Origin of the sequence: Streptomyces sp. NPDC058401, assembly GCF_042722885.1 — a bacterium.
GTDB lineage: Bacteria > Actinomycetota > Actinomycetes > Streptomycetales > Streptomycetaceae > Streptomyces.
In genome coordinates, this window is the sequence record NZ_JBHXKA010000008.1 from 38639 (window position 1) to 52988 (window position 14350).

A 14350-nucleotide genomic window follows, 5' to 3' on the forward strand; every position below is an offset into this window, starting at 1 on the left:
CCCTCCCCACCGCACCCGGCCGCCGTGCGCGCGGGCGCGCCGAGCCCACCACCCCCCCCCCCCCCCCCACCCCGGCCCGGGGCCGGATCGTTGCGCTCAGCCCCACCCACCTCACGGTGGAACTCGACGGGGTCACCCACCGCTTCAGCCACGCCACCTCCCCGGAGGGGACCTGGCTCGGCCGCGACGGCGACTCCTGGCACGTACAGGCACACGACCCGGTCGAGGCCAACCTCCGCGGCGCGGGCCGCGGCGGCGCCAACACCCTCGCGGCCCCGATGCCCGGCACCGTCACCGTCGTCAAGGTCGCCGTCGGCGACGAGGTGGCCGCCGGCCAGAGCCTGCTCGTCGTCGAGGCCATGAAGATGGAGCACGTCATCTCCGCCCCGCACGCCGGCACCGTCACCGAACTCGACGTCACGCCGGGCACCACGGTCGCCATGGACCAGGTCCTGGCCGTGGTCACCCCGGACGAGGAGGAGAAGGACGCATGAACGGGCTTCCGATGAGCTTCGCGGACGAGGGCCTCCCGGCCCGGGTCCGGATCCACGAGGTGGGCGCGCGCGACGGGCTGCAGAACGAGAAGACGGCCGTCCCGACCGACGTGAAGGCCGAGTTCGTGCACCGGCTGGCCGCCGCCGGGCTCACCACCATCGAGGCGACCAGCTTCGTGCACCCCGGGTGGGTCCCCCAGCTGGCCGACGCCGACGAGCTGTTCCCGCTCCTCGCCGACGTGAAGGCCGCGCTGCCGGTCCTGGTCCCCAACGACCGCGGCCTCGACCGCGCGCTCGCGCTCGGGGCCACCCGGATCGCCGTGTTCGGCTCCGCCACCGAGACCTTCGCCTCCCGCAACCTCAACCGCACCGTCGCAGGGTCCCTGGCCATGTTCGAGCCGGTCGTGGCACGCGCCAAGGAGCACGGGGCGCACGTCCGCGGCTACCTCTCCATGTGCTTCGGCGACCCCTGGGAGGGCCCGGTCCCGGTCCACCAGGTGGTCGGCGTCGCCAAGGCCCTCCTCGACCTCGGCTGTGACGAGCTGAGCCTCGGCGACACCATCGGCGTCGCCACCCCGGGGCACGTGCAGACCCTCCTCTCCTCGCTCAACGAGGCGGGCGTCGGCACCGACCGGCTCGGCGTGCACTTCCACGACACCTACGGCCAGGCCCTGTCCAACACCCTCGCCGCGCTCCAGCACGGCGTGACCACCGTCGACGCCTCCGCGGGCGGCCTCGGCGGATGCCCGTACGCCAAGAGCGCCACCGGCAATCTCGCGACCGAGGACCTCGTCTGGATGCTCGACGGCCTCGGCATCGAGACCGGGGTCGATCTGGCCGCCCTCACCGCCACGAGCGTGTGGATGGCCGAGCAGCTGGGGCGCCCGAGCCCCTCCCGTACCGTCCGCGCCCTCTCCCACAAGGAGTAACGAAGACCATGGCCCTCGACCACCGGCTCACCCCCGAGCACGAGGAACTCCGCCGCACCGTAGAGGCGTTCGCGCACGACGTGGTGGCGCCCAAGATCGGCGATCTGTACGAGCGGCACGAGTTCCCGTACGAGATCGTCCGCGAGATGGGCCGCATGGGCCTGTTCGGCCTGCCCTTCCCGGAGGAGTACGGCGGCATGGGCGGCGACTACCTCGCCCTCGGCATCGCCCTGGAGGAGCTGGCCCGCGTCGACTCCTCGGTCGCCATCACCCTGGAGGCCGGCGTCTCGCTGGGCGCGATGCCGCTCTACCTGTTCGGCACCGAGGAGCAGAAGCAGCAGTGGCTGCCGCGGATGTGCTCCGGCGAGATCCTCGGCGCCTTCGGCCTGACCGAGCCGGGGGCGGGCTCCGACGCGGGTGGCACCCGTACGACCGCCGTCCGCGACGGCGACGAGTGGGTGATCAACGGCTCGAAGTGCTTCATCACCAACTCCGGTACGGACATCACCGGTCTGGTCACGGTCACCGCCGTGACGGGCCGCAAGGCGGACGGCCGCCCCGAGATCTCCTCGATCATCGTCCCGTCGGGCACCCCCGGCTTCACGGTGGCCGCCCCCTACTCCAAGGTCGGCTGGAACTCCTCGGACACCCGCGAGCTGTCCTTCGACGGCGTACGGGTCCCCCTCGCCAACCTGGTCGGCGCGGAGGGCCGCGGCTACGCCCAGTTCCTGCGGATCCTCGACGAGGGCCGCGTGGCCATCTCCGCGCTCGCGACGGGCCTGGCGCAGGGCTGCGTGGACGAGTCGGTGAAGTACGCCAAGGAGCGGCACGCCTTCGGCAAGGCGATCGGCGACAACCAGGCCATTCAGTTCAAGCTGGCGGACATGGAGATGCGCGCCCACATGGCCCGGATCGGCTGGCGCGACGCGGCCTCCCGGCTCGTGGCCGGGGAGCCCTTCAAGAAGGAGGCGGCCATCGCGAAGCTGTACTCCTCGACGGTGGCGGTCGACAACGCGCGCGACGCCACGCAGATCCACGGCGGGTACGGGTTCATGAACGAGTACCCGGTGGCCCGCATGTGGCGCGACTCGAAGATCCTGGAGATCGGCGAGGGCACGAGCGAGGTGCAGCGCATGCTGATCGCCCGTGAGCTGGGGCTTTCCGCCTGACGGCGGCGGCAGCAGGTGCGGTACGGGGCCCTCCGCGAGGAGGGCCCTTTACCGTCTCAGGAAAGGTTAGGCTAACCTTCCTATCGAACGCCCGAGCCACCCAGTACGCACGAAAGTGGACATCTCCATGCCCAAGTCCCGGTCCTCCCTCCTCACCCGCCGCGGCCTGATCGCGGCAGGCGGCGCCCTCGGCCTGGTGGCCGCGCTCACCGCCTGCGGTGGCAGCGACTCCGCGAAGGACGGTTCGGACGGCAAGGGCACGGGGAGCGCGGCCTCGGGGGCCTGGAGCTTCAAGGACGACATGGGCAAGGCCGTCACCGCCAAGTCCACGCCGAAGAACATCGTCGCCTTCACCGGCACCGCCGCCGCGCTCCACGACTACGGGATCGGCGTCAAGGGCGTGTTCGGCCCGACGAAGACCGCCGACGGCAAGGCCGACGTGCAGGCCGGCTCGATGGACATCTCCAAGGTCGAGATCCTCGGCAACGTCTACGACGAGTTCAACGTCGAGAAGTACGCCGCCCTGCAGCCCGACCTCCTGGTGACCAACACCTGGGAGAAGGACAGCTACTGGTACCTGCCGGAAGCCTCCAAGGACAAGATCCTGAAGCTGGCCCCGGCCGCCGCGATCGGCGTGGGCGGCGACGCCACGATGGACAGGGCCCTGGCCCGCACCGCGGACCTCGCGAAGTCCCTGGGCGCCGACCTGAACGACAAGAAGACCGTCGACGCCAAGGCCCGCTTCGAGGCTGCCTCCGCGAAGCTCCGCGAGGCCACCAAGGCGAACCCCGGCATCAAGGTGCTCGTCGGTTCCGGCGCCGCCGACCTCTTCTACGTCTCCACCCCGGCCACCGCCGCCGACCTGAAGTACTTCCAGTCGCTCGGCGTCGAGTTCATCGTCCCGGACAAGGTCGAGGGCGGCTTCTTCGAGAGCCTCAGCTGGGAGAACGCCGGCAAGTACCGGGCGGACGTGGTCCTCCTCGACAACCGCACCGGCACCCTTCAGCCGGAGGAGCTGAAGGCCAAGCCGACCTGGGCCGAGATGCCGGCCGTCAAGGCCGGTCAGATCACCCCGCGCGTGACCGAGCCGATCTACTCCTACGAGAAGTGCGCGCAGATCGTCGAAGAGCTCACCAAGGCCATCCAGAACGCCAAGAAGGTCAGTTGACCCCTGACCGCCCGGCCCCGGCACCTCACCCAGGCGCCGGGGCCTTCTGTCGCATCCGGCGCACCACCACCGGCCCGCAGCGCCCCGCTGCCGTACCGGCCGCCCGGCCCGCCACCGACCCGACTCCCAGGGGGACCGCATGACCGCCACCGCCCCGGACGCCGCACCCGAAGCCGCCGAAATCGCCGATGACACCCCCCACTTCCGGTTCTTCGCACTGGAAGTGCTCCGCACGCGCCGCCTCGGCCGCTCCTTCCTCCGGATCACCTTCGGCGGCCCGTCCCTGGCGGACTTCCGCTCGGGCGGCTACGACCAGAGCCTGTCCCTCTTCCTGCCGCCCACCGGCCGCGAGCACACGGCGCTGCCCTCCACGGGCGAGGACACCTGGTTCGCGGACTGGCGCGGCATGCCGGACGAGGAGCGCCCGGTGATGCGCTCGTACACGGTCCGCGAACAGCGCCGGACCCCCGGCGGCGTGGACGAGGTGGACATCGACTTCGTCCTGCACGGCGCCTCCTCCCCCGCCTCCGCCTGGGCGGGCCGCGCGGTCACCGGCCGCCGGATCATGGCCATCGGCCCGGCCGTCGCGGAGAACAAGTCCGTCCGCTTCCAGCCCCCCGCCGCCACCGACTCGGTCCTCCTCTACGCCGACGAGACCGCCCTGCCCGCGGCCGCCGCGATCCTGGACCGGCTCCCCGCGGGCACCCCGGTCAGGGCCTGGTTCGAGGTCCCGCACGAGGAGGACCGCCTGTACCTCCCGACGCCCGCCGGCGCGGACATCACCTGGGTCGTACGGGACCCCGGCGCCGGCCACGAACGCACCGACCGGGTCCTGGACGCCCTCCGCACCGCCGAACGGCCCGCCACCGCAGCCCCGTACGCCTGGATCGCCGGCGAGTCCGCAACGGTCCGCGCGGTCCGCAGACACTTCGTCCAGGACTGCGCCCTGGACCGCCGCACGGTCCGCTTCACCGGCTACTGGCGCCTCGGCGCCACAGAGGAAGACCTCCTGGCCGAGGCCTACGCGGGCCGGGCGCCGGACGAAACCCCGACGGCGGCGCTCTAGCGGTACGCCGCCGGGTCCGGCCCTACTGCCACGGCACGTCCGGTGCGCGGAAGTAGCCGATGTCCTGGGCGTCGAGGCGCGGGGCCTGGGCTGCCAGGCGCAGGCGGTACGCGGTCCAGTCGTGGGTGGCCGCCGGGGACCAGCCCAGTTCCGCGAGGCCCAGGACGCGGGGGAAGGCCATCAGCTCCCAGTCGCCGCGCGTGGCGATGGTCTCCGTCCACAGCGGGGCCTCGACGCCGAGGACCGCGGACTCCGGGAGTCCCGTCAGGTAGGTCCCGGGGTCCCAGTCGTAGGCGCGGCGCACCGGTACGTACCCGGCCCAGGCCAGTCCCGGCTTCGTCTCCTTGTCGTACTTCATGTCCAGGTAGAGCCGGTCCGCCGGGGACAGGATCACCGGGCTGCCCGCCTTGGCCGCCGCGGTCACCGCGGCCTTCTCGGCCGCCGCCGTGCGGTCGTGGCCCCAGTACTGGAGGACCGCGCCGGGGGCCGGGCGGGCCGTCGCGAGCTGGTGCCAGGCCACCACCTTCTTGCCGTGCTTCGCCACGACCGCCTGCGCCCGGTCCATGAAGGCCGCGTAGTCCGCCGCGGGCGTGGAGTGCGCCTCGTCGCCGCCGATGTGCAGGTACTTGCCGGGGGTCAGTTCCGCGAGCTCTCCCAGCACCTGGTCGATGAACTCGTAGGTCCGCTCCTTGCCCACGCACAGCGAGCTGAAGCCGACCTTGATCCCGGTGTAGTGCTCGCGGGCCTTGCCGTCGCAGTTCAGCTCCGCGTAGGCGGCCTGCGCGGCGTTGACGTGGCCGGGCATGTCGATCTCCGGGACCACGTCCACGTACCGCTCCGAGGCGTACGCCACCAGGTCCCGGTACTCGTCCTTCGTCCAGTGCCCGCCGGGGCCGCCGCCGACCTCGCTCGCGCCCCCGTGCTCGGCGAGCCTGGGCCAGGAGTCGATCGCGATGCGCCAGCCCTGGTCGTCGGTCAGGTGCAGGTGCAGGGTGTTGACCTTGTACTGCGCGAGCTGGTCGACGTACCTCTTGACCTGCTCCACCGTGAAGAAGTGGCGGGCCACGTCCACCATCGCCCCGCGGTACGCGAAGCGGGGCGCGTCGGTGACCGTGCCGCCCGGCACCGTCCCCGGGCCGGACACGGGCAGGAGCTGGCGCAGCGTCTGGCCGGCGTGGAAGAGGCCCGCGGGCGTGCGGGCGGTGAGGGTGACCCCGCCGGGCCCGGACTCCAGCCGGTAGCCCTCCTCCCCCGCCGCGTCCGCCGCGTCCTCGGTGGCCTCGTCGATCCGCAGCCGGATCCCGTCGCCCTCCGCTCCGTCGACCACGGGCAGCGGCAGCCCGCTGGGGCCGCGCAGCTGCTCGGCGAGGAGTTCGCCGACCTTGCGGACCTCCTCGTCGCCGGTCAGGCCGGTACGGATGACGGTGCCCGGGCCGAAGGCGTACCCCGGGCCTGCGGCCCGGGCGGAGACGGGCGCGGGCAGGAGGCGCTGGTAGGGCGCGAGCGCGACGGGCGGCTCGTCGCCCGGCCGGGCGTCGTCCCCCCTGGCGGCGCTGCTGCAGGAGGCGGCCGCGGGGACGGCGGCGAGGACGAGGAGGGCGGCGAGGACGCGTCGCGGAACTCTCATGCGCATAGGTATAGGCCAACCGGGCCCGTGGGGCCGATGCAAGAATCCAAGGATGGCGGAAATCATCCAGAAGGACGGCACATGGACCTTCGACGGGGACGCGGTGCGCATCGTGCCGGGCCGCGACAAGGGGGTGGGCCTGCTGCGCCAGACGCTGGGCGAGGTGCTCGTCCCGCTGCGCGCGCTGGCCGGTATCTCCTACGAACCGGGGCGCAAGCTGGGCCGGCTGCGCCTGCGGCTGCGTGACGGCGCCGACCCGCTGCTCCAGGTGACGGGCGGCCGGCTGCCGGAGGCCTCGGATCCGTACCGGCTGACCGTGGAGCCGGACCGCGGCGGGGTGGCGGAGTACTTCGTGGACGAGGTGCGCAACGCCCTGCTGCTGGACCAGGTGGATGCCGGGCCCGCCGGTTCCTTCCTCCTGCCGGGTCCGCCGGTGCCGATCACGGTCGGCGCGGGCGACGGGACGGTGGCCTTCGACGGGGACCGGGTGTCCCTGGAGTGGAACTGGACGACGGAGGAGGCGAAGCGCTCCGGCGGCCCCCGGGAGTTCAGGGTCGCGGACCTGCGGTCGGTGGAGTGGGCCCCGTCGCGGGGGCTGGACAACGGATGGATCCGCTTCGCCCTGGCCGGCGCCGGCCAGAGCGCGGCGCCGAAGTACGACCCGTACACGGTGGAGCTGTTCGGCTTCAAGAAGGACCCCCTGATGGCGCTGGTCGCGGCGGCGGTCGCGGTGCGCATGCCGCACCCGACGGCGCCCGTTTCCTCGCCGGAGCTCCCGTCCGGGGCGGCCGGTACCCGGCCGGGAGCCGAGCCGGGGCCCGCTCCGGCCCTCGCTCCGGCCCTCGCTCCGGCCCCGGCCGCCGCCCCGGTGGAGGACCACGACGCCCTGCTGCGCCGGCTGCGCGAGCTGGGAGAGCTCCATCAGGCGGGGATCCTCACGGCCGAGGAGTTCACGACGGCGAAAGCGGCGATTTTGGGTCGTTTCTAAGCATCGCGGACCGGAATTCACCCCTCCACTGGTCCAGACCAGCGCGATCCTGCCCGATTCCGGGCAGGATTTTTGCGTTCTCCGGCTCCTACCGCCAATATCAACGGATGCCCGACCGCAGCCCGTCGCACGAGGACCTCGTCGACCACTTGGTGCGCAGCACCTCGCTCCAGCGGGGCGAAGCCGCCCGAGTGGTGCTCGACGTCCTCGCGTACTTCGACGAGAGCACCGAGGAGTTCGTCCGCCGGCGCCACCGTGAGCTCCAGTCCGGGGGCGCGGTCAACGCGGACATCTTCGAGCGGATCGCAGGCGAACTGCCGCACCGCGCGGTCGCACCGCCGGAGCTGTCGCTCCGGCAGCTGCGCCGCATCGTCTACGGCTGAGCAACGACTGAGCACCACCCCCGGCCGCGCGCCGGGACGCTGCAGGGGCAGCGGCAGGAACAACGGAACTTCAGGAGGGGAAAGACCTTATGTGCGGAATCGTGGGTTACATCGGCAAGCGTGACGTGGCACCGCTGCTGCTGGAGGGGCTGCAGCGACTGGAGTACCGCGGATACGACTCCGCGGGCATCGTCGTCAACAGCCCGAAGGCCGCCGCCCTGAAGGTCGTCAAGGCCAAGGGCCGCGTGCGCGAGCTGGAGTCCCGGGTCCCCAAGCGCTTCGCCGGCACCACCGGCATCGCCCACACCCGCTGGGCCACCCACGGCGCCCCGAGCGACCTCAACTCCCACCCGCACCTGGACGCCGACAACAAGGTCGCCGTCGTCCACAACGGCATCGTCGACAACGCCTCCGAGCTGCGCGCCAAGCTGGAGGCCGACGGGGTCGTCTTCCTCTCGGAGACCGACACCGAGGTGCTCGTCCACCTCATCGCCCGCGCCCAGGCCGACACCCTGGAGGAGAAGGTCCGCGAGGCGCTCAAGGTAGTCGAGGGCACGTACGGCATCGCCGTCATGCACGCCGACTTCGCCGACCGCATCGTCGTGGCCCGCAACGGCTCCCCGGTCGTCCTCGGCATCGGCGAGAAGGAGATGTTCGTCGCCTCGGACATCGCCGCGCTCGTCTCCCACACCCGCCAGATCGTCACCCTCGACGACGGCGAGATGGCCACCCTGAAGGCCGACGACTTCCGGACCTACACCACCTCCGGTACGACGACCACCGCCACGCCCGAGACCGTGGAGTGGGAGGCCGCCTCCTACGACATGGGCGGCCACGACACGTACATGCACAAGGAGATCTCCGAGCAGGCCGACGCGGTCGACCGCGTCCTGCGCGGCCGGATCGACGACCGCTTCAGCACCGTCCACCTCGGCGGCCTGAACCTGGACCCGCGCGAGGCGCGCGGCATCCGCCGCGTCAAGATCCTGGGCTGCGGCACCTCGTACCACGCCGGCATGATCGGTGCGGGCCTCATCGAGAGCCTGGCCCGCATCCCCGCCGACGCCGAGCCGGCCTCGGAGTTCCGCTACCGCAACCCGGTCGTGGACCCCGACACCCTCTACATCGCGGTCTCCCAGTCCGGTGAGACGTACGACGTGCTCGCGGCCGTGCAGGAGCTCAAGCGCAAGGGCGCCCGCGTCCTCGGCGTGGTCAACGTGGTCGGCTCCGCGATCGCCCGCGCCGCCGACGGCGGCGTGTACGTGCACGCCGGCCCCGAGGTCTGCGTCGTCTCCACCAAGTGCTTCACCAACACGGTCGTGGCCTTCGCGCTGCTCGCCGTGCACCTGGGCCGCATCCGCGACCTGTCCGTCACCGACGGCAAGCGGATCATCGACGGCCTGCGCAAGCTGCCCGCGCAGATCCAGGAGATCCTGGACGGCGAAGAGGACATCAAGAAGCTGGCCGCGGAGTACGCCGAGGCCAAGTCGATGATGTTCATCGGCCGCGTCCGGGGCTACCCGGTGGCCCTGGAGGCCTCCCTGAAGCTCAAGGAGATCTCCTACATCCACGCCGAGGCCTACCCGGCCTCCGAGCTCAAGCACGGTCCGCTCGCCCTCATCGAGCCCTCCCTGCCGACGGTGGCGATCGTCCCGGACGACGACCTGCTGGAGAAGAACCGCGCGGCGCTGGAGGAGATCAAGGCCCGCAGCGGCCGGATCCTGGCGGTCGCCCACACCAAGCAGGAGAAGGCCGACCACACGATCCTCGTGCCCAAGAACGAGGACGAGCTGGACCCGATCCTGATGGGCATCCCGCTGCAGCTGCTGGCGTACCACACCGCCCTGGCCATGGGCCGGGACATCGACAAGCCGCGCAACCTGGCGAAGTCCGTCACGGTCGAGTAGGTCGTAGGTCGCACACGGCACACGGCACACACGAGGAAGGCCCCCGGGGATCCACCGGGGGCCTTTTCGTGTGGAGCGTGCTGCGTCAGCTCGCGGCGACCGCGCCGCGCGAACGCTTGTTGTACGCCATCGGCCAGCTCGCCAGCGCCGCCGTGGCCCCGTACCAGGCCAGCAGTCCGGCGAGCGCCGCCACCCAGCCGGCCGCCTTGGCCAGCCCGTCGTTCTCGGCGAAGGTGCCTATCGCCAGGAGCAGCAGGGAGAGGGTGAACAGGCCGTACACGCCCTGGCCGAACAGCCCGCGCGAGGCCGAGGCGGTCAACGTCAGTGCCAGCATGGCGAACAGGACGAGGAACAGTCCGGCCGCGTTCGCCGAAACCTTTCCGTCGGCGCCGTTGGCCCAGATGAACCAGAAGGCTCCGATGCCCGCGAACGCGGTGCCGTTGAAGCCGTTGCCGCCCCGGTACTCCATGACTCCGACGACGAACAGGGCGAGTCCGCCGAGGAACGTCGCGAGCGACACGGAGTTGGCCACGGTCACACCGTCGATGATGCCGGTGTATCCGATACCGAACGCGAGAAGGGTGAGACCCAGGGCGATGTGCCCGAGGGTCGAAGTCGAGGCCGTGCTTCCCGCAGAGACACCATTGTCCACGGCGGGCTCCCTTCGATCTGCAGTTGTTTGCTGCGTCCCAGCAGCATTTATCTACCCCTTACATGGGGGTGCACAACCGCACAATCGACATACAGCCGGTTACGGGATGACAACGACCGGTCGCTGCGCCCGCTTCGCCAGCCGGCCCGCCACCGATCCGAAGATCCGGCCGACGATCCCGTGCGTGGAGCCGACCACGATGGCGTCCGCCGAGTACTCCCGGCCGACCTCCTCCAGCTCGTGGCAGATGTCCCCGCCCCGCTCGACGAGGATCCACGGAACCTCGGACAGGTAGTCCGCGCAGGCCAGCTCCAGCCCCAGCACCTCGGTGCGGTGGTCCGGCACGTCGACGAAGACCGGCGGCTCGCAGCCGGCCCACACGGTGGTGGGCAGCCGGTTCGCGACGTGGACGATGATCAGACCGGAGCCGGAGCGACGGGCCATGCCGATCGCGTACGCGAGGGCGCGCTCGCTGGACGTGGAGCCGTCGAAGCCCACCACGACCCCGTGCCGGAAGGCCGGGTCGCAGGGATGACGTGGTTGTTCCACCGCGCGCAGGTCGGCCGATTCTGGATCGGCGAGGCGTTTGCGCTTGCGGTCCGCGGGTTCGGAGAATTCGTGACCGGCCATGGGTGTCTCGGCGAAGAGGTCCTCAGGGGAAGGGACAAGCGGACGGGGCGCCAGTAGGCGGAAGCGACGATTCAATCGGGACGATTCCAGAAAATGACAACTCAGTGTGACCGAGCTCTGTCCGGGAAGCATCTTCCCAAGCCCATACCCACCAGGGTACGGCGACACTCCCGTGCTGCACAGGTCATGCCGCCCTTGGAGAGCGTCCCAGGGAGCATGCCGCAGCCACGCCTCCTTGGCAATGTCCGCTGCCCCCTACAGCCAGTGACGAGGTACACCCCATCGGGTGGGTGCCACCCGTGCGCGCAGTGACCGAGCCGCGCCGCCCGCCGTTGGACACGAGTCCGACCGTCCAGGGAGCCCGCAGGGAGCACGCCGTGCCCGGTCATCCGGTTCACCCCGTCCAGCCCGCTCAGTCGCCCGCTCAGCCGACGCAGTCCGTCCACATGCCGCCCCCTCCTCTTCACTCGTCCGTGCAGGCCGCCCGGCGGCCCCACGAGGACCCCGCGGGTGACGTGGTGCGCTGGGCCGCCTTCAGCTGCCTGCTCGTCCCCGTGGTCCTCGTCGTCTACGGGACCTCCTTCGGCGGGGCCGCCGTGGCCACCCTCGGCCTGGCGGCCGTCACGGCTGCCTGCCGGGTGCTGCTGCGCCAGTCCGAGCAGACGGAGCGGAATGCCGCCCGGGTACCCGCGGAGGACCGATTGACGCCCGCGCACCGGGGCCGGCACTCGCGCGCCGGGGCCGGAAGCCAGCGCGGATGTCAGGTTTCCGGCGGGATGTCCTCTCACGACTGACCGATTCGCACATCCACACCCGCATGTTTTCAGCCAACTTCCCGGCAGGTCACCCCCCTTGCCGGAATGTCCCCCCAACCCCCTCACCATCAGCGACCACGGCGTCACAAGGCCACTTTGACCCTACGAGTACTGGCCATGGCCGGACAGTGCGCTTTCCACCCGGGTAGCGGAGTGGAACGCTTCCTGATCGAATGCTTTTCGCCAAGTTGCCAAGTCGACATAGCGCTGCGTGCTGAACTTGTCACGCCGACACCACGGGACGCAGTAGATTCGATCATGTATTTACGGCGGGGGAGCCACGTGCAAGGCCGAGGGGATACGTGCAGGTGCGACCAGACCAAGGAGTCGCGACACCCAAGGGGGGCTTAGCGCCATGAGCCAGGATTCCACCGCCGTCGTCGTTGACGGCAGGAAGCTCGCGGGGCGTCGCCGCAGGGAGATCGTCGCGGTGCTGCTCTTCAGCGGCGGACCGATCTTCGAGAGCTCCATTCCACTTTCCGTGTTCGGCATTGACCGGCAGGACGCGGGAGTTCCACGCTACCGACTGCTCGTGTGCGCCGGTGAGGACGGTCCGCTGAGGACCACCGGCGGACTCGAACTGACCGCGCCATACGGGTTGGAGGCGATCGCCCGGGCAGGCACGGTCGTCGTTCCCGCGTGGCGTTCCATCACCTCACCGCCGCCGCCGGAGGCGCTCGACGCGCTGCGTCTGGCGCACGAGGAGGGGGCCCGGATCGTCGGACTGTGCACGGGGGCATTCGTGCTCGCCGCCGCCGGTCTGCTGGACGGCCGGCCCGCGACGACGCACTGGATGTACGCGCCGACGCTGGCCAAGCGCTACCCGTCCGTCCACGTCGATCCGCGCGAGCTGTTCGTCGACGACGGCGACGTGCTGACGTCCGCGGGCACCGCGGCCGGAATCGACCTGTGCCTGCACATCGTGCGCACGGACCACGGCAGCGAGGCGGCCGGGGCACTGGCCCGCAGGCTCGTCGTGCCGCCGCGCCGTACGGGCGGCCAGGAGCGCTACCTCGACCGGTCGCTGCCGGAGGAGATCGGCGCCGACCCGCTGGCCGAGGTCGTCGCCTGGGCACTGGAACACCTCCACGAGCAGTTCGACGTGGAGACGCTGGCGGCGCGCGCCTACATGAGCAGGCGCACCTTCGACCGGCGGTTCCGCTCGCTCACCGGCAGCGCGCCGCTGCAGTGGCTGATCACCCAGCGGGTGCTTCAGGCGCAGCGGCTGCTGGAGACCTCCGACTACTCGGTCGACGAGGTCGCCGGACGCTGCGGGTTCCGCTCGCCGGTCGCCCTGCGCGGTCACTTCCGCCGCCAGCTGGGGTCCTCCCCGGCCGCCTACCGCTCCGCCTACCGGGCCCGCCGCCCGCAGGCGGACGTGGTCCAGGTGGCTCAGCTGTCGGAGTCGCCGGTTCCGCACCAGCGCACTCCGCAGCCGCAGCGGGCCGCCGCGGCACTGGCCGCGTCCGGTCCCACGGTGACGGAGCTGTACGCCCCGGGCCGGGTGCTGCGCGAGCACGCGTAACGAGGTCCTCGGAAGGTCCCCCGCATCAGTGGTCACCTCGGTGGTCACCGATGCGGGGGACCTTCCGCATAAGGTGGGGCGCATGAACGATCGCATGGTGTGGATCGACTGCGAGATGACCGGGCTCTCGTTGACGGACGACGCACTTATCGAGGTGGCCGCACTGGTCACCGACTCGGAGCTCAACGTGCTCGGCGAAGGCGTGGACATTGTGATCCGCCCGCCGGACGCGGCCCTGGAAACCATGCCCGACGTGGTGCGCGAGATGCACACGTCGTCCGGCCTGCTCGACGAGCTGGCCGGCGGGACCACCCTCGCGGACGCGGAGGCACAGGTCCTGGCCTACGTACGGGAACACGTGAAGGAACCCCGCAAGGCACCGCTCTGCGGAAACACGGTCGGCACCGACCGCGGCTTCCTGCTGCGCGACATGGCCGCGCTGGAGGGCTACCTGCACTACCGGATCGTGGACGTGTCCTCGATCAAGGAGCTGGCCCGCCGCTGGTACCCCCGCGCCTACTTCAACAGCCCCCCGAAGAACGGCAACCACCGGGCGCTCGCGGACATCAAGGAGTCCATCGCCGAGCTGCGCTACTACCGGGAGGCCGTCTTCGTACCGCAGCCCGGTCCGGACTCGGACACGGCGCGCACCATCGCCGCCAAGCACGTGGTCCCCGGCGCCTAGCACCCACCGGAGAGGGGTCCGGGGAAAGGAGGGAGCGAGCACCCTCCCGGACCCTGTACGCTTTTCTTCGGCCGGTCGGTTTTCCGACCGGACATGGTGGGTGTAGCTCAGTTGGTAGAGCACCTGGTTGTGGTCCAGGTGGCCGCGGGTTCAAGTCCCGTCACTCACCCTGCGAAAGGGCCCCGTTCCGCGAAAGCGGACCGGGGCCCTTTGTCGTTCCCCGGGCAAGGACCCGACGAACCGCTCCCGATGCCGGGCTCCGGCATGTGGCGAGGTGCGGAGACTGCCGACCACCACAGGTCCTTCCGCCTC

The 14350-nt window shown here is 71.2% G+C and carries 14 protein-coding genes and 1 tRNA gene; 12 read left to right on the top strand and 3 right to left on the bottom strand.

Annotation, left to right across the window (positions count from 1 at the left end; genetic code table 11):
* The 5 genes from ACFWNV_RS04715 to ACFWNV_RS04735 all read left to right on the top strand — a co-directional run.
* The coding region (locus ACFWNV_RS04715) for an acetyl-CoA carboxylase biotin carboxyl carrier protein subunit (RefSeq protein WP_383940468.1) at nucleotides 1–494 on the top strand (494 nt) is incomplete at its 5' end.
* On the top strand, nucleotides 491–1423 hold the full coding sequence (locus ACFWNV_RS04720; protein ID WP_383940471.1) for a hydroxymethylglutaryl-CoA lyase: 933 nt from the start codon (nucleotides 491–493) through the stop codon (nucleotides 1421–1423). The genes ACFWNV_RS04715 and ACFWNV_RS04720, both read left to right, overlap by 4 nt.
* Nucleotides 1424–1431: 8 nt before the next feature.
* Complete coding sequence (locus ACFWNV_RS04725; RefSeq protein ID WP_383940474.1) at nucleotides 1432–2592, top strand: acyl-CoA dehydrogenase family protein; 1161 nt, start codon at nucleotides 1432–1434, stop codon at nucleotides 2590–2592.
* Nucleotides 2593–2719: 127 nt separating this feature from the next.
* Complete coding sequence (locus ACFWNV_RS04730; protein WP_383940478.1) at nucleotides 2720–3760, top strand: ABC transporter substrate-binding protein; 1041 nt, start codon at nucleotides 2720–2722, stop codon at nucleotides 3758–3760.
* 139 nt (nucleotides 3761–3899) lie between these two features.
* Entirely contained in the window at nucleotides 3900–4826 is a 927-nt protein-coding gene (locus tag ACFWNV_RS04735) for a siderophore-interacting protein (protein ID WP_383940481.1), read from the top strand.
* Nucleotides 4827–4848: 22 nt separating this feature from the next.
* Here ACFWNV_RS04735 and ACFWNV_RS04740 read toward each other — a convergent pair whose 3' ends face one another.
* A complete protein-coding gene (locus tag ACFWNV_RS04740) occupies nucleotides 4849–6453 on the bottom strand; it encodes a beta-N-acetylhexosaminidase (protein ID WP_383940484.1) in 1605 nt (534 codons plus the stop codon).
* Nucleotides 6454–6505: 52 nt separating this feature from the next.
* Here ACFWNV_RS04740 and ACFWNV_RS04745 point away from each other — a divergent pair, with 52 nt between their 5' ends.
* The 3 genes from ACFWNV_RS04745 (at nucleotide 6506) to glmS (ending at nucleotide 9731) form a co-directional block, all read left to right on the top strand.
* Nucleotides 6506–7441: a DUF4429 domain-containing protein gene (locus tag ACFWNV_RS04745; protein ID WP_383940487.1), complete on the top strand. Its 936-nt coding sequence runs from the start codon at nucleotides 6506–6508 to the stop codon at nucleotides 7439–7441.
* A 107-nt stretch (nucleotides 7442–7548) separates the two neighbouring features.
* Complete coding sequence (locus tag ACFWNV_RS04750) at nucleotides 7549–7824, top strand: hypothetical protein (RefSeq protein WP_383940490.1); 276 nt, start codon at nucleotides 7549–7551, stop codon at nucleotides 7822–7824.
* Nucleotides 7825–7913: 89 nt separating this feature from the next.
* Nucleotides 7914–9731: a glutamine--fructose-6-phosphate transaminase (isomerizing) gene (gene glmS, locus ACFWNV_RS04755; protein WP_383940493.1), complete on the top strand. Its 1818-nt coding sequence runs from the start codon at nucleotides 7914–7916 to the stop codon at nucleotides 9729–9731.
* An 85-nt stretch (nucleotides 9732–9816) separates the two neighbouring features.
* Here glmS and ACFWNV_RS04760 read toward each other — a convergent pair whose 3' ends face one another.
* Complete coding sequence (locus ACFWNV_RS04760) at nucleotides 9817–10383, bottom strand: acetate uptake transporter (protein ID WP_383940496.1); 567 nt, start codon at nucleotides 10381–10383, stop codon at nucleotides 9817–9819.
* Nucleotides 10384–10482: 99 nt separating this feature from the next.
* A complete protein-coding gene (locus tag ACFWNV_RS04765; protein WP_214951587.1) occupies nucleotides 10483–11013 on the bottom strand; it encodes a universal stress protein in 531 nt (176 codons plus the stop codon).
* A 473-nt stretch (nucleotides 11014–11486) separates the two neighbouring features.
* Here ACFWNV_RS04765 and ACFWNV_RS04770 point away from each other — a divergent pair, with 473 nt between their 5' ends.
* The 4 genes from ACFWNV_RS04770 (at nucleotide 11487) to ACFWNV_RS04785 (ending at nucleotide 14207) form a co-directional block, all read left to right on the top strand.
* The gene (locus ACFWNV_RS04770) at nucleotides 11487–11807 is read left to right on the top strand and encodes a hypothetical protein (protein WP_383940499.1); all 321 of its coding nucleotides are present in this window, start codon (nucleotides 11487–11489) and stop codon (nucleotides 11805–11807) included.
* Between the two features lie 376 nt (nucleotides 11808–12183).
* Complete coding sequence (locus ACFWNV_RS04775; protein WP_383940501.1) at nucleotides 12184–13353, top strand: helix-turn-helix domain-containing protein; 1170 nt, start codon at nucleotides 12184–12186, stop codon at nucleotides 13351–13353.
* A gap of 82 nt (nucleotides 13354–13435) precedes the next feature.
* Nucleotides 13436–14038: an oligoribonuclease gene (gene orn, locus ACFWNV_RS04780; RefSeq protein WP_266877785.1), complete on the top strand. Its 603-nt coding sequence runs from the start codon at nucleotides 13436–13438 to the stop codon at nucleotides 14036–14038.
* Nucleotides 14039–14134: 96 nt separating this feature from the next.
* Nucleotides 14135–14207 (top strand) — tRNA-His (locus ACFWNV_RS04785).
* Nucleotides 14208–14350: the final 143 nt, after the last annotated feature.